Source organism: Streptomyces sp. NPDC002669 (assembly GCF_042889165.1).
Lineage (GTDB): Bacteria > Actinomycetota > Actinomycetes > Streptomycetales > Streptomycetaceae > Streptomyces.
Window position 1 is genome coordinate 57,925 of record NZ_JBIAQQ010000030.1, and the last position, 18,727, is coordinate 76,651.

Sequence of the window (18,727 nt, forward strand, 5' to 3'; positions counted from 1 at the left end):
AGAAACCGTCCCCGTCACGAACGGACCGTCGTCACGGACGGGTCGGCGTCGTCAGGCGAGCAGACCCGGGATGGTCTCCTCGTGCGCGGTGCGCAGCTCGCTCAGCGGAATGCCGAACTCGCCCTGGACCTCGATCTCCTCGCCGTCCACGACACCGATCCGGGCGACGGGCAGACCCCGGGCACCGCACATGTCGTTGAAGCGGAGCTCCTCGCTCCGGGGGACGGAGACGACCGCGCGCCCCGCCGACTCCGAGAAGAGGAAGGTGAACGCGTCCAGTCCGTCCGGCACGACCAGCCGGGCACCCTTCCCGCCGCGCAGGCAGGACTCGGTGACCGCCTGGATCAGACCGCCGTCGGAGAGGTCGTGCGCCGCGTCGATCATGCCGTCGCGAGAGGCCGAGATCAGGATCTCGGCGAGCAGCTTCTCGCGGCCCAGGTCCACCTTCGGCGGCATGCCGCCCAGGTGGCCGTGGACGACCTCGGACCAGGCCGAGCCGCCGAACTCCTCGTGCGTGTCGCCCAGCAGGTAGAGGAGCTGGCCCTCTTCCGCGAAGGCGACCGGCGTGCGCCGGGTGACGTCGTCGATCACGCCGAGCACGGCCACGACCGGCGTCGGGTGGATCGCCGTCTCACCGGTCTGGTTGTACAGCGAGACGTTGCCGCCGGTGACCGGGGTGCCCAGCTCCAGGCAGCCGTCCGCCAGGCCGCGGGTGGCCTCGGCGAACTGCCACATGACGTCCGGATCCTCGGGCGAACCGAAGTTCAGGCAGTCCGAGATCGCGAGCGGCTTGGCACCGGAGGCGGCGACGTTGCGGTACGACTCCGCCAGCGCGAGCTGCGCGCCGGTGTACGGGTCGAGCTTGGCGTACCGGCCGTTGCCGTCGGTCGCCATGGCCACGCCCAGGTTCGACTTCTCGTCGATCCGGACCATGCCGGCGTCCTCGGGCATCGCGAGCACGGTGTTGCCCTGCACGAACCGGTCGTACTGGTCCGTGATCCAGGACTTCGACGCCTGGTTCGGCGAGGAGACCAGCCTGAGGACCTGCTCGCGCAGCTCGGCGCCGTTCGCCGGACGGGCCAGCTTGCCGGCGTCGTCGGCCTGGAGCGCGTCCTGCCAGGACGGGCGGGCGAACGGGCGGTGGTACGTCGGGCCCTCGTGGGCGACGGACCGCGGCGGGACGTCCACGATCTGCTCGCCGTGCCAGAAGATCTCCAGCTGCGAGCCCTCGGTCACCTCACCGATGACGGTGGCGATGACGTCCCACTTCTCGCAGATCTCCAGGAAGCGGTCCACGTGCTGCGGCTCGACGATCGCGCACATGCGCTCCTGCGACTCGCTCATGAGGATTTCCTCGGGCGAGAGGGAGGAGTCGCGCAGCGGCACGGTGTCCAGCTCGACGCGCATGCCGCCGGAACCGGCGGAGGCCAGCTCGGACGTGGCGCAGGAGAGCCCGGCGCCGCCGAGGTCCTGGATGCCCGCGACGAGCTTCTCCTTGAAGATCTCCAGGGTGCACTCGATGAGGAGCTTCTCCTGGAACGGGTCGCCGACCTGGACGGCCGGGCGCTTGGCCGGGCCGGTCGACTCGAAGGTCTCCGAGGCCAGCACGGAGACGCCGCCGATGCCGTCGCCACCGGTGCGGGCGCCGTAGAGGATCACCTTGTTGCCGGGGCCGGACGCCTTGGCCAGGTGGATGTCCTCGTGCTTCATCACGCCGATGCAGCCGGCGTTGACCAGCGGGTTGCCCTGGTAGCAGGCGTCGAAGACGACCTCGCCGCCGATGTTCGGCAGGCCCAGGCAGTTGCCGTAGCCGCCGATGCCCGCGACGACGCCCGGCAGGACGCGCTTGGTGTCGGGGTGGTCGGCCGCGCCGAAGCGCAGCGGGTCGACGACGGCGACCGGGCGGGCACCCATGGCGAGGATGTCGCGGACGATGCCGCCGACGCCGGTGGCCGCGCCCTGGTAGGGCTCGATGTACGAGGGGTGGTTGTGCGACTCGACCTTGAAGGTGACCGCGTACCCCTGGCCGACGTCGACCACACCGGCGTTCTCGCCGATGCCGACGAGCATCGCGTCGTTGGCGGGGACCTTCTCGCCGAACTGCTTGAGGTGGACCTTGCTGCTCTTGTACGAGCAGTGCTCGGACCACATCACGGAGTACATGGCGAGCTCGGCGCCGGTGGGACGGCGGCCCAGGATCTCGCGGATCCGGGCGTACTCGTCCTCCTTGAGGCCGAGCTCCTTCCAGGGCTGCGCGGTGTCCGGGGTTTCGGCCGCGTGCTTGACCGTGTCCAGGCTCATGCGTTGACCAGCTTCTTGATGATCGAGGTGAAGAAACCGAGTCCGTCGGTGCGACCGGTTCCGATCAGCGGCTCGACGGCGTGCTCCGGGTGCGGCATCAGGCCGACGACATTGCCCGCGGCGTTGGTGATGCCGGCGATGTCGCGCAGCGAGCCGTTGGGGTTCACGTCCAGGTAGCGGAAGGCGACCCGGCCCTCCGCCTCCAGCTCGTCGAGCACCCGCTCGTCGGCGACGTAACGCCCGTCCATGTTCTTGAGCGGTACGGAGATCTCCTGGCCCGCGGAGTAGTCCGAGGTCCAGGCCGTCCCCGCGTTCTCGACGCGCAGCTTCTGGTCGCGGCAGATGAAGTGCAGGTGGTTGTTGCGCAGCATCGCGCCGGGCAGCAGGTGCGCCTCGGTCAGGATCTGGAAGCCGTTGCAGATGCCGAGGACCGGCATCCCCGCCTTCGCCTGATCGATGACGGTCTCCATGACCGGCGAGAAGCGGGAGATGGCACCGGCCCGCAGATAGTCGCCGTAGGAGAAGCCGCCCGCCAGAATGACCGCGTCGACCTGGTGCAGGTCCTTGTCGCGGTGCCACAGCGATACGGGTTCGGCGCCCGCGACCCGTACGGCCCTCAGGCTGTCCTGGTCGTCGAGGGTGCCGGGAAAGGTGACGACTCCGATACGAGCAGTCACTTCGACTCCTCGGCCTTCTCCACCTTCACGGTGAAGTCCTCGATCACGGTGTTGGCGAGGAAAGTCTCGGCCATCTCGTGAATGCGGGCGAGGGCGGCTTCGTCGACCGGCCCCTCGACCTCCAGCTCGAAACGCTTTCCCTGACGTACGTCCGCGATTCCCTCGAAGCCGAGACGGGGCAGTGCGCGCTGCACCGCCTGTCCCTGCGGGTCGAGGATCTCGGGCTTGAGCATGACGTCGACTACGACGCGTGCCACTGGCACTCCCGGTTTGGTGTGGTGCGGCTGTTTCTCCGGGGGGCTCCCCAGACCCCCGCAGGTCCCCTCAGCGTACCTGGCCGGAAATTCTACGCGAGTAGATATCACAGCTCCCGGATCACGTCGAGATATCGACGACAACGGATGGGGAAAGTCCTGCAAAAAAGATCCTCACCATCAGCACACATAGAAGGCTGACACGCGGATGTAATTGGGTGGGCTTCACAATGCGGCACCCCCCGCTGTACAAATGATTACCGGGGAATGCAGCATTGCCCTTAAACGGCCGACAACCGTCGGCCCCGTATCCGCCGCACAGGACCTGGCAGCCAGTAGGCCGGCATCGGTTCGCATCAGAAGCTCCGGTGCCGCAGGAAAGGACCGATATCCGTGGCTCAACGCGTAGTGGTCACGCTCTTCGACGACATCGACGGGGGAGCAGCGGCGGAAACGGTCACGTTCGCCCTGGACGGGAAGTCGTACGAGATCGACCTCAATCCGTCCAATGCCAAGAAACTGCGCAAGGCCCTCGCGCCGTACATGGCGGCCGGCCGGAAGCAGACCGTCGGCGGCAGACACGGCAAGAAGCCCGTGGCGTACCGGCACACCTCGCTCGCCCCCGACCCGGCGGCCGTACGGGCCTGGGCCCGCTCCCACCGGATGGACGTGCCGGCCCGCGGCCGCATCCCGAAGAGGGTCTACGAGGCGTTCCGCGAAGCGAGTTGAGCCGGGGCGCCCGCCGCCCCGGCCGGAACGCCGCGTCCCGGACCGGGCGGCGGGCGACCCTCGCCCGCCCGGCCGCACCACCCGGCCGGACCGGCCGGAACGCCTTCCCGGAGCCGTCCGGAGCACCCCGCGACGACACCGCTCGGGCACCGACTTGCGCTACACCCCCGCAGGTCGGCTAAAGTCTGGAGCACGCCGAGGGGCAAGGCCGAAAAGCCGAACCCCACGCAGCGTGCGGGTGTAGTTCAGTAGTAGAACATCCCCCTTCCAGGGGGAAGGCGCAGTGTGCAATTCCTGTCACCCGCTCTGCATCGCTCCAACGACCACTTCGGTGGATCGGGTAGAGTGTTGCTCGCACCGCACGGAGAACTCCTTCCGGGAGTACAATGAGCGGCAGCAATGCGGACGTGGCTCAGTTGGTAGAGCATCACCTTGCCAAGGTGAGGGTCGCGAGTTCGAATCTCGTCGTCCGCTCTTGATCGGATTGTTGAAGGCCCTGGTCGATTTCGACCGGGGCCTTCGCCGTATTCCCCTCCCCTCACCGCCGAGGACCGGTCCATGACGTTTGTCATGAGCAGTGGTGACAGCCCGCACTGAGCGCGGCGCCGATCCGGCGGGAGTCTGGGGACATGACCAGCGACGAGATTCCCAGCGACCGCGCGGGCGGCACCGCAGCCGATCCCGTGACCGATTCCACAACCGGTCCCGCGGCCGGCTCCCCCGCCGCTCCCGTGGCCGATCCCGTCATCGAGGTCGACGGCGTGCACCGCAGCTACACGGGTGGCTTCGAGGCCGTGGCCGGTGTCTCCTTCTCCGTGGGGCGCGGCGAGCTCTTCGCCCTGCTCGGCACGAACGGTGCCGGCAAGACCTCCACCGTCGAACTGCTGGAGGGCCTGGCCGCGCCCGACTCCGGCGCGATCCGAGTACTGGGCCACGACCCGTTCCGCGAGCGCGCCCTCGTCCGGCCGCGGATCGGGGTGATGCTCCAGGAGGGCGGCTTCCCCTCCGACCTGACGGTCGCCGAGACCGTACGGATGTGGGCGGGGTGCACCAGCGGGGCCCGGCCGACCGGTGAGGTGCTGGAGCTGGTCGGGCTCTCCCACCGGGCCCGGGTGCGGGTCAAGCAGCTCTCCGGCGGCGAGCGGCGCCGCCTCGACCTGGCGCTGGCCCTGCTCGGCCGGCCCGAGGTGCTGTTCCTGGACGAGCCGACCACCGGACTCGACGCCGAGGGGCGGCGCGAGACCTGGAAGCTGGTGCGCGAGCTGCGCGAGGGCGGCACCACCGTCCTGCTCACCACGCACTACCTGGAGGAGGCCGAGACGCTCGCCGACCGGCTGGCGATCATGCACCGGGGGCGGATCGTGACGGCGGGCACCACCGCCGACGTGACGGCCTCCCGCCCCTCCCACATCCGGTTCACCCTGCCCGAGGGGGTCCCGGCGGCCCGGATTCCGCTGACGCTGCGGGCCGCGGCCGAGGGCGGCCGGGTCGAGATCCGCACCCACCGGCTCCAGGAGTCCCTGGACGAACTGCTGACCTGGGCGAGGCAGTCGGACGTCCGGCTGATCGGCCTCGACGCCCGGTCGGCCTCCCTCGAAGAAGCATTCCTCGACATCGCGCGGAGCGCGACGGAGAACGGAAAGGCGGCCGTGCGATGACGACCACGACGACCGGCGACACCACCGGGACGAAGACCGGCACCACCGTCGCGGCGGGCGCCCCGGCGGGGCGGGCGACGACCACCACCACGGTCCGGGACCGGCTGACCGCCCTCGGACGCGCCGAGGTCACCCTGCTGGCCCGCAACCGGACGGCCGTCTTCGTGGCGCTGCTGATGCCCGCCGCCATGGTCCTGGCGATGAAGTCGACGCTCAAGCCGTCCCTCCTCGACGGGAGCGGGCTGAGCGTCGCCGGGGCGGCGCTCACCGGCGGCATCGGCATCGTGCTGATCCAGGCCGTCTACATGAACATGGTCTCGTCGTACGTGGCCCGGCGCGAGGACCTGGTCCTCAAGCGGCTGCGCACCGGCGAGGTCACCGACCGGGAGATCCTCGTCGGGACCGCGCTGCCGTCGGCCGCGCTGGCGCTGGCCCAGATCGTGGTGATCGTCGTGGCCGGGACGGTCTTCTTCGACCTCGACGCGCCGAAGCGGCCCGACCTGCTCCTGGCGGGGCTGCTGCTGGGCGTGGTGATGCTGACGGCGCTGGCCGGGGCCACCTCGGCGATCACCCGTACCGTGCAGACCTCGCAGCTCACCACCCTCCCGCTGTTCCTCGTCTCGATGATGGGCTCGGGACTCTTCGTACCGCTGGAGGTCATGCCCGAACGGGTGGCGGCCGTGTGCGAGATCCTGCCGGTGACCGGGACGATGACGCTCGTCCGGGCGGGCTGGCTGGGCGGGGCCGAGGGCTCCGACCTGCTCGTGGCCGCGCTGACGGGGCTGGCCTGGACCGCGTTCGCCGTGTTTGCTGTGCAGCGTTGGTTCCGCTGGGAACCGCGCCGCTGAGAAGGGACGTGCCGTGTCGGTGCTCGTACGGGGCTGGCGCCACGCCTGGCAGCAGCGCAGCAAGCTGGAACGGATCGACCTGTACTCGCGGATGACCATTTCGGCGATGCCCTGGTTCTTCGTCCTGGCGTGGCAGGTGGCCCCCTTCAAGTCGGACATCCACCACGAACCGCTCCCGCTGGCCCTGGGCCTGACCCTGCTGATCGTGAGCATCGTGCAGTGCGTGCTGAGCAACCGCAACGTGCGCCCGTCGTTCGAGCACTACCTCGGTGCGTCCGTCTTCCCCCGGCGCCGGCGGCTGCCGCCCCTGACGCTGGTCCTGGTGAGCCTGGGGCTGCTGTCGGTGCTGGCCGGGGTGGACGGGGTGAGCGACGCGGGACTGCTCCTCATGCTCATCAACACGCCGATGGCGTTCGCGACGACGCAGGCCCTGCTGGTCCCGGTCCGCGCCTTCCTGCTCCAGTCGCTCGCCTTCGCCGCGCTGAGCGTCGGCGCCCTCGCCGCTGCCGGGGCGCGCAACGGGCTGCTGGGCGGGGTGGCGCTGACGGCGTTCTTCGGCTGCGCGCTCATCCTGGTCTCCGTACGGCCAAGTGCCTGGAGCCTGAGCGTGATGTGGCAGGCCGAGGAGGCCCGGGACCTGCAGGCCCGGCTCGCGGTCGCCGAGGAGCGGCTGCGGTTCGGCCGGGACATGCACGACGTGCTGGGCCGCAATCTCGCCGTGATCGCGCTGAAGAGCGAACTGGCCGCGGAACTGGCCCAGCGCGGCAGGCCGGAGGCGGTGGACCAGATGGTCGAGGTGCAGCGGATCGCCCGTACCTCGCAGCAGGAGGTGCGCGATGTCGTACGGGGCTACCGGGAGGCCGATCTGAGTACGGAACTGGCCGGGGCCCGCGGGGTGTTGAGCGCGGCCGGGATCGAGTGCGAGGTGCGGGGGGCCACCGGCGGGGAGCTGCCCGCGCCCGTGCAGGCGGCGCTCGGCTGGGTCGTGCGGGAAGCGGCGACCAATGTGCTGCGGCACGGCGATCCGCGCCGCTGCACGATCCGGCTGGGGGCCTCGGCGGACGAGGTGGTGCTCCAGGTGGAGAACGACGGGGCGGCGGCGGACGGGGCGGCCGACGGCTCCGGGGGTTCCGGACTGGCCGGGCTGCGGGAGCGGCTCCGCGCGCTGGAGGGTTCGCTGGACGCGGGCCCGGCCGGCAACGGCCTGTTCCGGCTCACCGCGACGATCCCGCTGTCCGGCACGCGGACCCGGACACCGCCCCGCACGAAGCCGGGGGCGGGAGCAGAGGACACGGAAACGGCGGCGGGGGCGGCGTCGGAAGAAGCACGGGTGGTTCCGGGGCCCGCGGCGCCCACCACCCTCCGGGAGGAACGACGATGACGGCCGTGCGGGTACTGCTCGCCGACGACGAACACCTGATCCGGGGCGCGCTGGCCGCGCTGCTGGCCCTGGAGGACGACCTCGTGGTGGTCGCGGAGGCGGCGAGCGGGCCGGAGGCGCTGGCCATGGCACGGGCCCACCGGCCCGATGTGGCGGTCCTCGACCTGGAGATGCCCGGCGCCGACGGTGTGAGTGTCGCCACATCGCTGCGGACCGAACTGCCCGACTGCCGGACGATGATCGTGACGAGTCACGGTCGGCCCGGACACCTCAAACGGGCCCTGGCTGCGGGCGTGCGGGCCTTCGTCCCGAAGACCGCCAGCGCCCGTCAGCTCGCCGGGATCATCCGCACCGTGCATGCCGGAAACCGTTACGTGGACCCGGAGTTGGCGGCCGACGCGATCTCCTCGGGGAACTCTCCGCTGACCGCCCGGGAGGCCGAGGTGCTGGAACTCGCGGCGGACGGGGCGCCCGTCGCGGAGATCGCGGAGCGGGCCTCGCTGTCGCAGGGAACCGTCCGGAACTACCTGTCGGCGGCCGTCTCGAAGCTCGGGGTGGAGAACCGGCATGCCGCAGTGCGTCTCGCACGGGAGCGGGGATGGGTATAGTGGGTCTCGCGCTTCGGCGCTTGCGGACGTAGCTCAGTTGGTAGAGCGCAACCTTGCCAAGGTTGAGGTCGCCAGTTCGAACCTGGTCGTCCGCTCGGTTCAGCAAGAAGCCCCCGGCCTTCCGGTCGGGGGCTTCTTCGTGTTCCTCGGTCCGTCCTACTGCCAGGGCGTGCCGGTGAGGAGTTCGTACGCCTCCAGGTACTTCGCCCGGGTCGCGTCCACGATCTCCTGGGGCAGGGCCGGGGGCGGCTGCTCGCTCCCGCGGTCCCAGCCGGAGGCCGGCGAGGTCAGCCAGTCGCGCACGAACTGCTTGTCGTAGCTGGGCTGGGCCCGGCCCGGCTCCCAGCCGGACACCGGCCAGAAGCGCGAGGAGTCGGGGGTCAGCACCTCGTCCGCGATGATCAGTTCCTCGGTGCCGTCGGCCGCGGGCGCGAAGCCGAACTCGAACTTCGTGTCCGCGAGGATGATCCCGCGCTCGCGCGCGATGTCACGGGCCCTGCCGTACACGTCCAGCGTGGTGCGGCGCAGCCGGTCGGCGGTCTCCTCGCCGACCTGACGGGCCACCTCCTCGTAGCTCACGTTCTCGTCGTGGTCGCCGACGGCCGCCTTGGTGGCGGGGGTGAAGATCGGCTCCGGGAGTTCGGAGCCGTCGACGAGGCCCTCGGGCAGCGGGAGGCCGCAGACCGTGCGGGACTCCCGGTACTCGACGAGGCCGGAGCCGGTGAGGTAGCCGCGGGCGACGCACTCGACCGGGACCATCCGCAGCGACTTGCAGATCAGGGTGCGGCCGGCCCAGTCGGCGGGGGCCCCGGCGGGGAGCTCCGTGGACAGGACGTGGTTCGGCACCAGGTCGGCGAGCTGGTCGAACCACCACAGCGAGAGACGGGTGAGCACCCGGCCCTTGTCCGGGATCTCGGTCGGCAGGACCCAGTCGTACGCGGACATGCGGTCGCTGGCGACCATGACGAGGTCGCCCGCCTCGTTCCGGTACAGGTCGCGCACCTTGCCCGTGTGCAGGTGGGTGAGGCCCGGGACCTGCACTGGTTCGGGCTTTTCTACAAATCCGGACACGCTGCCTCCGCGTAGGTTGATCCAGGAGTCGTGCCGATTCTCCCGTATCGGGTGCGGTGGCATGGAACGGGGGCATCCACGACGCCGACGGCCGTGTCCCTGGAGGCAATTACGGGGCACTGGTGTCTCGTGCGTCTCATGGGTCATGCGGGTCTCGGGCGCCTCATGGGCCCTGTGCGTCTCGCGCGCCTCACGGGTCGTACGGGGCACGCAGGTCACGTACACCTCACACACCTCACAGGTCACGCCGGTCTCGCGGCCGCGGGGCCTTTCAGTCGCGCTTGCAGATGCGGTCGAGGAGGTTGGCCGTGGCCCGCTGGATACGGGGGTCCACGTGGCCGGGGCGGTCCAGGGCCGGGGACCAGGCGAAGGTGCCCGAGGCGAAGACGATGGCGCCGGACGGGGCGCGGTACACGGACGTCTCCTGGTGGCGTCTGACGCCCTCGCTGTCCAGGTACGGGGAGTGGGCGAGCAGGATGCGGCTCTCGTGCTCGGGGAGCGCGGTGCGCGGGAAGTAGCGATCGGCCTCGCCCGCGACCAGCCCGGCGAGTTCGTCGCCCTCGCGGGCGCCCGTCGCCTCCCACAGCCAGTGCTCGGCGTTCCGCACGACCATGGGGTGCGGATCGGGCACCCGGCCCGCGTACTGGATGCCCAGGACCTGCTGCTCGGGGCGGTCGATCTCGCGCCAGAGCGCGGGCTTTCCCGGACCGCGGCGTTTTCGGCAGGTCAGCAGGCGGTCCGGGACGCCGGACGGCGACGGGGAGAGGCTGACCTGCCAGTACATGGTGTTCGCGGAGAGGAACACCAGTGAGGTGCCGCCGTCGCGGGCGCTCTCGACGGTACGGCGCATGGGCACCGACCAGTACTCGTCGTGGCCGGGGAAGACCAGGCCCCGGTAGCGGCTCGGGTCGACGCGGCCGGCGTGCAGATCGCGGGTGTCCGCGTACGCGATGTCGTAGCCGTACCGCTCCGCCCAGCGGATGAAGTCGTAGGCGTGCCCGACGTGCAGCGGCAGTCCGGCGCCCGCGTAGGGGCGGTCGAAGGAGACCGTGACCGCGGCGTCCTCCTCGCCCAGGAGACGGCCCTGCTCGTCCCAGGCGTGGTAGAGGCTCGCGCCGGTGCGGCCGTCCTCCGGGTAGAGGTTGTACGCCTGCCAGGTGATGTCCGGCAGCACCAGCAGCAGGTCGGCCGGGTGCTGGTCGCGGACCGTGAACGGGATGTGGGAGCGGTACCCGTCGACCGTGGTGAGCACGGCCACGTACGCGCCGATCGACCAGTAGCTCGGGATCTGCAGACGCCAGGACTGCCACCAGTGGTGGCAGGAGACCGTGCGGTCGGCGGCGAGCGGGGCGGGCTGCACGATGCCGGAGATCCGGGGACTCGTGGTGATCTTGGCGGCGCCGTCGCCGCCGTAGTGACCGATGCGGTAGATGTCCACGGAGAACTGCCGGGGCGGGTCCACGGTGATGTGGAAGTCGACCGCCTCGCCGGGGGCGGCGGCGCCCGTGGAGATGAACCCCTTGATCTGCCGGTGCACGTCGTCGGCGGTACGGGTGCCGCCGTCGGTGGACCCGCGCGTCAGGGCCGGATCGGCGTACCAGGGAACGACGTGCCCGGTGTCGTCGAAGTAGTTCTCGCTGCCGCGCAACCAGGGCAGGGGGCCCTGGCCGAAGGGATCGGAGACGGCGTGCGCGAGGGCACCCGACTCCCAACGTCGAATCTGCTCCGCCCCCATACCCGTCCCCTCCCTCAGCTCCCCCGCAACAACAGTCGAGCCACCCGCGGCCATGCGTCATCAACGCGCCGACAGCGCTGTGGCGAATGTCAGCGTCGATCCCCAGCACATCACATAACGCACGCACTCCGTCACCGTTCGTCGCGAATTGACGTGAACGGAACGCACTCTTCCGGGTGTTGAGGTGTGACGGAACGGGTCCGTGTGTCAGACGAGGCGTACGGGCTTGTCGGTGCGTACGCCGATCGAGGCGAGCCAGGACCGCAGCGGTTCCGCGTCCCCGTCCTCGACCAGGCTGAGCACGGGGCCGCCCAGGTCCGCCCGGCGCTCGCCGTCGACGAGCAGGGCGGGGCCGTCGAGCCAGTCGAGGCCGGGCGCCGCGCCCGCCGTGTCCACCGCGGCGCAGCAGACCATCGCCACGACGTGGTCGGCGAGCAACTCCGCGCCCGTACGGGGCGGCTGGAGCGGAAGGAACGGGAGGGGGTCGGGGCCCCAGGGGTCCGGCGCGGGGCCGGTCGCACCGGTCGCTCCGGAGGCGCCCGGCGCATTGCCGGACGGGGTCTGCCGGGCCGCCGCGGCCTCCTCCCGGGCCAGCGCGGCGCTGATCCCGGCGGCGAGCGCCTCACCGCCCCCGGCCCGGCCCGCCAGGTGGTCGACCACCCGGGCCAGCGTGGGCACCCCCGCGTCGACGGAGCAGGCGGTACGGAGCGGCCGGCCACCGGCGCCGGGAGCGACGGAACCGGGGGCGGCCGTACCGGTGGGCGCGGGAGCGGGGGCGAGGGCGGCGTCCGGCGTGCCCATCGAGTCGAGGACCCGGTGCAGGCGGGCGGCCTCGGTGCGCCACTTCCGGTCCACCACCTCTTCCGGGTACTGCTGCCAGTCGACCGGTGACCAGTCCGCCCCGGGGCGTACGGGCCCGCCGTGGAACAGCCGGGCCGCCAGCAGCGACGCGGCCTCGTCGGCGGCGCCCGGCTCCTCCAGCAGGTCGCAGGCCGGGCGTTCGCCGAGCCGCGCGGCGAAGCCGTCGGCGAGCCGGTCGCGCCGGGAGAGCTCGGTCAGGGCGGAGACCACACCGGCGTCCAGCCGGGAGGGCCAGCGGCCCATCCGCCAGGCGGGCAGCGCGACACGGGTGAGCAGCCGGTCCCAGCCCGCGTAGGCGAGGCCGACCTGCTCCTGGGCGACGATCCGCAGCCCGTGGTCCACGTCCTGGGCGCGGATCGACGCGGCGGCGGCGACGCTCCGCTCCATCTCCGCCGCGTGATGGCGACAACCGCGCAGCAGCAGCCGGGCGATCCGGCCGGCGAAGACGCGGGGCACCCTGCGCACCGCGGCCAGCGGCCCCGGCACGGGCACGGCCGCGTCGGCGATCGCGCCGTCCAGCCCCCGTACGAAACGGCGGGCAGCGGCTATGTCGGGATGCGCGGAGGGGCCCGTGCCCGCGACGACCGGGGCGAGCACCGCCCGCAGCTCCCCGACCCTCATCCACCACAGGAACGGCGAGCCGATGACCAGCACCGGAGCCGCCTGGACCCGACGGCTGCGGCCGGGACGCCCCGCCGGGGCCGTACCGGGCGGGACGACTGCACGGGGCGACGCGGATGCGGATGCGGACACGGATGCGAGGGCGGTCGGGGAGGTCGGTGCGGAGGGGCTCGCGACAGGGGCCTCGGCCGACTGCGCCGAGGGGTGCGTACGGTCCTCCAACCAGCTGTCGCAGTCGGGCGTCAGGGCTATCGCGGAGGGCGCGGGCACCCCGAGCCGGTCCGCGAGGTCCCTGACCAGGCGGTAGAGGTCGGGGGCGGCCTCCTCGGCGAGCGGAACGGTCGGGCTGACCGCCGGCTTCGCCCGTACGATCGCCGTCCCGACGGCGGCGGCGAGCAGGAGCACGACGACCGCGCAGGCCGTCACGACCCAGCGGGCCGTGTCCCAACCGTCGCCCACGGCATGGCCCTGGGCACCCGCCACGAACAGGACCACGGCCACCGCCGCCGGCAGGATCGCCGCGGCCGTCGCCCAGCCGCGGATCCTCAGCAGGGCAAGAGCTCGTGCGCGCGCACCCGGCGCACCCCGCTCCTCATTCGTACCGATACCGGACATGGCCGGATGTCACCCCCTCTGTCCCCGCGGCGGTGTTCTTCACTCCCCCACTGTGACACCCGTCACTGACATCGCAATGTCAGTGGGCCAAGTGCCGGAATGCTTGCGCCGCACCCTAGTTGGGGCCTCGGCAGGCGTCATCCGGATGGCGCAGTCGTCACTCGATGGAATGGCTTTGGGCAAAGGTGCTGACGCGCTGCCGCCCTTGGGGCATCGGCGCGTTCCGGCACGGAACGGCGCGGCACATGGCGCTGCGCGCGGGGCGGAGGTGCGGTGCGCTGTGCGGCGCTGTGCCATGCGGCACGGTGCGGCGCACTGTGCGCGCAGGGGCGTGGCGCGCGCGTGTGCGTCGATGAGATGTGCCGATGAGGGGCGGCCGAAGAGCCGGTGAGCCGGCGGGCGGGGCGACGCGACGCGGGGCAGGCCGGTCGGCCTGCCCCGCGTCGGGATCCCGCCGCCCGCCGGGCGGCCGGTCTCAGCCTCCCGCGGCCTTGCGGGCGATGTCGGTGCGGAGCTGCGAACCGTCGAGCCGGATCCGGCCCGCGGCCGTGTAGGCGCGCTCACGGGCCTCGGCGAGGTCCTTGCCGGTCGCGGTCACGGACAGCACCCGGCCGCCCGCGCTGACGATCGTGTCGCCGTCCTTCTTCGTACCGGCGTGCAGGACGTACGCGTGCGGGGCATCCTGTGCCGCCACGTCGTCGAGTCCCTCGATGGGGTCCCCCGTGCGCGGCGTGCCCGGGTAGTTGTGCGAGGCGATGACCACGGTGACGGCGGCCTCGTCGCGCCACGTGAGCGGGGGCAGCTCGTCGAGGGTGCCGTTGGCGGAGCCCAGCAGGACACCGGCCAGCGGGGTCTGCAGACGGGCCAGGACCACCTGGGTCTCGGGGTCGCCGAAACGGGCGTTGAACTCGATCACCCGGACACCGCGCGAGGTGATCGCGAGGCCCGCGTACAGCAGTCCGGAGAACGGGGTGCCGCGGCGGCGGAGCTCGTCGACGGTCGGCTGGAGCACCGTCTCCATGACCTCGTCGACCAGCTTGGGGTCGGCCCACGGAAGGGGGGAGTACGCGCCCATGCCGCCGGTGTTCGGGCCCTCGTCGCCGTCCAGGGCGCGCTTGAAGTCCTGCGCGGGCTGGAGCGGCAGCACGGTGGTGCCGTCCGTGATCGCGAAGAGGCTCACCTCGGGGCCGTCGAGGAACTCCTCGATGACCACGCGGTCGCAGGCCAGGGCGTGGGCGCGGGCCGCCTCGACGTCGTCGGTGACGACGACGCCCTTGCCCGCGGCGAGTCCGTCGTCCTTGACGACGTACGGGGCGCCGAAGGCGTCGAGGGCGGTGTCGATCTCCGCCGGGGTGGTGCAGACGTAGCTGCGGGCGGTCGGGACGCCCGCCCCGGCCATCACGTCCTTGGCGAACGCCTTGGAACCCTCCAGCCGGGCCGCTTCCCGGGAAGGACCGAAGCAGGGGATGCCCGCGGCGCGCACGGCGTCGGCGACCCCGGCGACGAGCGGCGCCTCCGGGCCGACGACCACCAGTCCGGCGCCCAGGTCGGTGGCGAGGCGCGCGACGGCGTCGCCGTCGAGGGCGTCGACCGGGTGCAGTTCGGCCACCTCCGCGATGCCGGCGTTGCCGGGAGCGCAGTACAGAGCGGTGACGTCGGGGTCGAGGGACAGAGAGCGGCACAGGGCGTGTTCGCGGGCGCCGCCGCCGATGACGAGGACCTTCACGGGGTGCAGCCTAACCGCCGGGGCGCGGCCCCCTCGACGCGCGCCGCCCCGCGGACACCCGGACGATCCGACCGCTCACCCGCGCCCGGCGGCCCGGTCACCCGCCCGAGCCCGAGCCGTACCACGGGTCGCGAGCCGCAGGTCACCGGCTGTGAGTCGTCGACCGCGGGTCACGAACGTCGGTCGCGGACCACGCCCCCGCGCCCTTCCCGTCCTCCGGGTCCCTGCCCGTCCTCCGGGGCCTTCCCGTCCTTCCGGCCCCTGCCCGCTCTACTCGTTGGTGTACTCCTCGACGACCGTGGCCCCCAGTTCACGGACGATCAGCTCGTGCCCGGAGAGCGCCGAGTCGACGAGATCCGGGTCGTCGGCCTCGGGGATGTCGTCCTCGGGGGCGACCGCGCGCGGCGCCTCGGGGGCGGAGTACGGCTGGGGCGCGGACTGCGCGGCGGCCGGGGCCGTCGAGGCGGGGGCGGGCGCCGGGGCCGGCCGGGGCTCGTAGCTCTGCTGAGGTGCGGGAGCCGGGCGCTGCGCCATCGGCGGAGCGGCGGAGGGACGTCCCCCGCCGACCTGCGGCGGGGCGCCCGCGCCTCCCGACGGGTCGACGATCGCCTCGATCTTCCACTGCGCGTTGAACCGTTCGGCAAGTGCCTGCTTCAGCACGTCCTCGCTGCCGCTGCCCGAGAAGTTGTCGCGCGCGCCCGCGTTGAGGAAGCCGATCTGCAGGGTGGTGCCGTCGAAGCCGGTGACCTGGGCGTTCTGGCTGAGCAGGATCCAGGTGAACCGGCGGCGGTTCTTCACGGCCTCCAGGATGTCCGGCCACATGTTCCGCACCTGGGCGGCGCCCTGGGCCATGCCCGGGCTCGGCTCGGCGGCGGCGTGCGCCGGTGGCGCGGGCGCGGCGGCCGGGACCGACGCGGCCTGCGGGGCGGGCGACCGGCCGGGGGCGGAGGCGGTCGGCCAGCCGCCGGGGCGGCGTCCCGACTCCGGCGCGGCCGCGGTGGGCCAGGCCCCGGGGCGCTGGCCGCCCGCGGGGGCCGGGGCCCCGCCCGACGGCTGCTGGGCGACCGGGGCCATGGGCTGCGCGGGTGCGGCGGGTGCGACGGGCGGCGTCACCGGAGCCGGGGCGGGCTCGGGGGCAGGTGCGGGCGCGGGCGCCTCGCCCCGTACCGCGGCACGCGCTGCGGCGGGCCCACCGCCGGGCGGCACGGGCGGGGCGGCGGGCACCGGCGCGTGGGCCAGGGCCTCGGGCCCGGGTACGTACCCCATGGCGGGGCCCGGGCCCGCCGTCGCGAAGGAGGCGCCGCGCTCCAGCCGGTCGAGCCGGGCCTGGAGCGAACGCTCGTCGTCGAAGGCGGCGGGAAGCAGCACCCGGGCGCAGATCAGCTCGACCTGGAGCCGCGGCGAGGTCGCCCCGCGCATCTCCGTGAGCCCCGTGTTGACCAGGTCGGCGGCGCGGCTCAGCTCCGCGGCGCCGAAGACGGACGCCTGGGCCTGCATCCGCTCGACGACATCGGCGGGGGCGTCGATCAGCCCCTTCTCCCCCGCGTCCGGCACGGCGGCCAGGATCACCAGGTCGCGCAGCCGCTCCAGGAGATCGGCCACGAAGCGGCGCGGATCGTTGCCGCCCTCGATCACCCGGTCCACGACCTCAAACGCCGCGGCCCCGTCGCCCGCCGCGAAGGCGTCCACGATCGAGTCGAGCAACGAGCCGTCGGTGTAACCGAGCAGCGAGGTCGCCATGGCATATGTCACACCGTCGTCGCCGGCGCCGGCGAGCAACTGGTCCATCACCGACATCGAGTCACGCACGGACCCGGCACCGGCCCGCACGACCAGCGGCAGCACGCCGTCCTCGACGGGGCTGTTCTCCCTGCCGCAGACCTCGGCGAGGTACTCGCGCAGCGTCCCCGGCGGGACGAGCCGGAAGGGGTAGTGGTGCGTACGCGACCGGATGGTGCCGATGACCTTCTCGGGCTCGGTGGTCGCGAAGATGAACTTGAGGTGCTCCGGCGGCTCCTCGACCACCTTCAGCAGGGCGTTGAACCCCGCCGAGGTGACCATGTGCGCCTCGTCGATGATGTAGATCTTGTAACGGCTGGAGGCGGGCCCGAAGAACGCCTTCTCCCGCAGATCACGGGCGTCGTCCACGCCACCGTGCGACGCGGCGTCGATCTCGATGACGTCGATCGATCCCGGCCCGTTGCGCGAGAGGTCCCGGCAGGACTGGCACTCCCCGCACGGCGTGGGCGTCGGCCCCTGCTCGCAGTTCAGACAGCGGGCCAGGATGCGCGCACTGGTCGTCTTGCCGCACCCGCGCGGACCGCTGAACAGGTACGCGTGATTGACCCGGTTGTTCCGCAGGGCCTGCTGCAGCGGGTCGGTGACATGCTCCTGCCCGATGACCTCGGCGAACGACTCGGGGCGATAGCGGCGGTACAGCGCAAGGGACGACACACATACGAGGTTATCCGGGCCGACTGACAACCGACCCCGGCCCGGCCGAAGCCCGCCCCGTGCCCCGGCCCCCGGGAACACCGCCCCCGGAAAACACAAGGGCCCCCCACGCACCCGCCAGAGCCGACCTACCCTTGCTGCCTTCCGGCCCTGGGGGAGTTCAGTCAGATAGCGCCACGTGAGGGGCTGACGCCCACCTTAACCGATCCCCACCCCCACCGGTCCACCTCCCCGCCCTCCCCGCCCCTCCGAAAGCCCTTCGGAGGACCCCCGGAACGATCTTGAGGCGAACAGGTTCGCAAGCACCCCTCAACGTCTTGTATTGTTTGCGGCGGAGGATTCGCCTAGTGGCCTAGGGCGCACGCTTGGAAAGCGTGTTGGGGGCAACCCCTCACGAGTTCGAATCTCGTATCCTCCGCCAGCCCAGAGGGCCGGACCGCTTTTGCGGTCCGGCCCTCTGGCGTTCGCCGGTCCCGAGTGCCGACGGCAGCGTGGCTAGGAGTCGGCCTTCTCTCCGGCGAACCTCGCCCCGGCCTCGACATCGTCGTAGAGCACTCGCACGTCCTGGATACCGAGCCCTCGCATCAGGTCGGGCAGACGCACGACGTAGGTTCGCCCCTTCCTCCGGAGGGGGCATGGGAAGCCTCCATGGGCTGCCCGCCTGTACGCGGTGCTCGGGCTCAGATTCAGCGCCTTCGCCGCTGTCCTCAGACCCACCTCCAGGGGGAGCCCGAAGAGCTCCGAGAAAGGAACCGACTCGTCACGGCGCGTCATCTGTGTACTCCTCCATCTCGAACAGACATTGCTGCCCCGCCGATGCACGGTGTGCGCCGTCACGCCCCGGGCGTGACCTTGCACGACGGAGTCGGCGCACCTGGCGCACATGCGTCAAGAGCCCCAACCTGTGCGCCAGAGATCCCAGTCGCTCGCCCTGCGCCCTCCGGACAAGTGCTGCGGACATCCCGTCGACCCTCACCAGGTCGCCGACCGGCGACGGCGTCTCACACCCGTCGCACGCCGGGCCCTGGCTCGTGTCCCACTCTCCCGACAGGGTTTCGTGAGCGTTCCGCCGACCGGTCCGCCATCCGGCGGCGAACGCCGAATCAACCAGGTACTGCTCCACCCCCATGGCATCCGTCTCACCGAAGGTCCGTGTGCTCGCCAGCACTCCTTCCAGCAGCGCAGAGC

The 18,727-nt window shown here is 72.1% G+C and carries 14 protein-coding genes, 4 tRNA genes and 1 other RNA gene; 9 read left to right on the forward strand and 10 right to left on the reverse strand.

Translation table 11 applies throughout. The annotated features are described in order from the left end of the window. Window positions 1–51: 51 nt before the first annotated feature. From purL to purS, 3 genes are read right to left on the reverse strand one after another with little or no spacing between them, the layout of a single operon-like run. Window positions 52–2,301, reverse strand: a complete 2,250-nt coding sequence (purL, locus tag ACFYW1_RS32445; RefSeq protein WP_389001328.1) for a phosphoribosylformylglycinamidine synthase subunit PurL — start codon at window positions 2,299–2,301, stop codon at window positions 52–54. After that, window positions 2,298–2,978 carry a phosphoribosylformylglycinamidine synthase subunit PurQ gene (purQ, locus tag ACFYW1_RS32450; RefSeq protein ID WP_389001331.1) on the reverse strand — a complete coding sequence of 227 codons (681 nt, stop codon included), beginning with the start codon at window positions 2,976–2,978 and terminating at the stop codon, window positions 2,298–2,300. Before purQ ends, purL begins: the two co-directional genes overlap by 4 nt. Further along, complete coding sequence (gene purS / locus ACFYW1_RS32455) at window positions 2,975–3,241, reverse strand: phosphoribosylformylglycinamidine synthase subunit PurS (RefSeq protein ID WP_148837069.1); 267 nt, start codon at window positions 3,239–3,241, stop codon at window positions 2,975–2,977. Before purS ends, purQ begins: the two co-directional genes overlap by 4 nt. A 384-nt stretch (window positions 3,242–3,625) precedes the next feature. Between purS and ACFYW1_RS32460 the strand changes: the two genes are divergently transcribed. The 8 genes from ACFYW1_RS32460 to ACFYW1_RS32495 all read left to right on the forward strand — a co-directional run bounded on the left by ACFYW1_RS32460 (window position 3,626) and on the right by ACFYW1_RS32495 (window position 8,551). Continuing rightward, window positions 3,626–3,961: an Lsr2 family protein gene (locus tag ACFYW1_RS32460; RefSeq protein WP_389001335.1), complete on the forward strand. Its 336-nt coding sequence runs from the start codon at window positions 3,626–3,628 to the stop codon at window positions 3,959–3,961. Between the two features lie 234 nt (window positions 3,962–4,195). Beyond that, window positions 4,196–4,267: transfer RNA gene (locus tag ACFYW1_RS32465), tRNA-Gly, on the forward strand. Between the two features lie 95 nt (window positions 4,268–4,362). Beyond that, window positions 4,363–4,435, forward strand: a tRNA-Gly gene (locus ACFYW1_RS32470). 155 nt (window positions 4,436–4,590) lie between these two features. Then, window positions 4,591–5,619, forward strand: a complete 1,029-nt coding sequence (locus ACFYW1_RS32475; RefSeq protein ID WP_389001338.1) for an ABC transporter ATP-binding protein — start codon at window positions 4,591–4,593, stop codon at window positions 5,617–5,619. Then, entirely contained in the window at window positions 5,616–6,467 is an 852-nt protein-coding gene (locus ACFYW1_RS32480; protein ID WP_389001341.1) for an ABC transporter permease, read from the forward strand. The genes ACFYW1_RS32475 and ACFYW1_RS32480 overlap by 4 nt, the downstream gene beginning before the upstream one ends. Window positions 6,468–6,486: 19 nt before the next feature. Next, a complete protein-coding gene (locus ACFYW1_RS32485) occupies window positions 6,487–7,848 on the forward strand; it encodes a sensor histidine kinase (RefSeq protein WP_389001449.1) in 1,362 nt (453 codons plus the stop codon). Further along, window positions 7,845–8,456 carry a response regulator gene (locus ACFYW1_RS32490; RefSeq protein WP_389001344.1) on the forward strand — a complete coding sequence of 204 codons (612 nt, stop codon included), beginning with the start codon at window positions 7,845–7,847 and terminating at the stop codon, window positions 8,454–8,456. The genes ACFYW1_RS32485 and ACFYW1_RS32490 overlap by 4 nt, the downstream gene beginning before the upstream one ends. 22 nt (window positions 8,457–8,478) lie before the next feature. Further along, window positions 8,479–8,551: transfer RNA gene (locus ACFYW1_RS32495), tRNA-Gly, on the forward strand. 61 nt (window positions 8,552–8,612) lie between these two features. Here the strand turns inward: ACFYW1_RS32495 and ACFYW1_RS32500 are convergent. The 6 genes from ACFYW1_RS32500 to ffs all read right to left on the reverse strand — a co-directional run bounded on the left by ACFYW1_RS32500 (window position 8,613) and on the right by ffs (window position 17,730). Beyond that, the gene (locus ACFYW1_RS32500; protein ID WP_389001347.1) at window positions 8,613–9,527 is read right to left on the reverse strand and encodes a phosphoribosylaminoimidazolesuccinocarboxamide synthase; all 915 of its coding nucleotides are present in this window, start codon (window positions 9,525–9,527) and stop codon (window positions 8,613–8,615) included. Window positions 9,528–9,798: 271 nt separating this feature from the next. After that, complete coding sequence (locus tag ACFYW1_RS32505; protein WP_389001350.1) at window positions 9,799–11,262, reverse strand: N,N-dimethylformamidase beta subunit family domain-containing protein; 1,464 nt, start codon at window positions 11,260–11,262, stop codon at window positions 9,799–9,801. Window positions 11,263–11,469: 207 nt separating this feature from the next. Beyond that, window positions 11,470–13,359, reverse strand: coding sequence for a hypothetical protein (locus ACFYW1_RS32510; RefSeq protein ID WP_389001353.1), 1,890 nt, complete (start codon window positions 13,357–13,359; stop codon window positions 11,470–11,472). Window positions 13,360–13,834: 475 nt separating this feature from the next. Then, window positions 13,835–15,085: a phosphoribosylamine--glycine ligase gene (gene purD / locus ACFYW1_RS32515; RefSeq protein WP_389001356.1), complete on the reverse strand. Its 1,251-nt coding sequence runs from the start codon at window positions 15,083–15,085 to the stop codon at window positions 13,835–13,837. A 270-nt stretch (window positions 15,086–15,355) separates the two neighbouring features. Beyond that, the gene (locus tag ACFYW1_RS32520) at window positions 15,356–17,539 is read right to left on the reverse strand and encodes a DNA polymerase III subunit gamma and tau (protein WP_389001359.1); all 2,184 of its coding nucleotides are present in this window, start codon (window positions 17,537–17,539) and stop codon (window positions 15,356–15,358) included. 94 nt (window positions 17,540–17,633) lie between these two features. Further along, an RNA gene (gene ffs / locus ACFYW1_RS32525) (signal recognition particle sRNA small type) lies at window positions 17,634–17,730 on the reverse strand. Between the two features lie 142 nt (window positions 17,731–17,872). Here ffs and ACFYW1_RS32530 point away from each other — a divergent pair. Beyond that, window positions 17,873–17,960, forward strand: a tRNA-Ser gene (locus ACFYW1_RS32530). A 74-nt stretch (window positions 17,961–18,034) separates the two neighbouring features. Here the strand turns inward: ACFYW1_RS32530 and ACFYW1_RS32535 are convergent. After that, window positions 18,035–18,313: a helix-turn-helix transcriptional regulator gene (locus tag ACFYW1_RS32535; protein ID WP_389001362.1), complete on the reverse strand. Its 279-nt coding sequence runs from the start codon at window positions 18,311–18,313 to the stop codon at window positions 18,035–18,037. Window positions 18,314–18,727 lie beyond the last annotated feature (414 nt).

What these genes read in the sequence shown, in the direction of transcription:
- ACFYW1_RS32535 (WP_389001362.1), bottom strand. Translation starts at nt 18,313, where the DNA reads ATGACGCGCCGTGACGAGTCGGTTCCTTTCTCGGAGCTCTTCGGGCTC.
- ACFYW1_RS32505 (WP_389001350.1), bottom strand. Translation starts at nt 11,262, where the DNA reads ATGGGGGCGGAGCAGATTCGACGTTGGGAGTCGGGTGCCCTCGCGCAC.
- ACFYW1_RS32475 (WP_389001338.1), top strand. Translation starts at nt 4,591, where the DNA reads ATGACCAGCGACGAGATTCCCAGCGACCGCGCGGGCGGCACCGCAGCC.
- ACFYW1_RS32480 (WP_389001341.1), top strand. Translation starts at nt 5,616, where the DNA reads ATGACGACCACGACGACCGGCGACACCACCGGGACGAAGACCGGCACC.
- ACFYW1_RS32490 (WP_389001344.1), top strand. Translation starts at nt 7,845, where the DNA reads ATGACGGCCGTGCGGGTACTGCTCGCCGACGACGAACACCTGATCCGG.
- ACFYW1_RS32510 (WP_389001353.1), bottom strand. Translation starts at nt 13,359, where the DNA reads ATGTCCGGTATCGGTACGAATGAGGAGCGGGGTGCGCCGGGTGCGCGC.
- purL (WP_389001328.1), bottom strand. Translation starts at nt 2,301, where the DNA reads ATGAGCCTGGACACGGTCAAGCACGCGGCCGAAACCCCGGACACCGCG.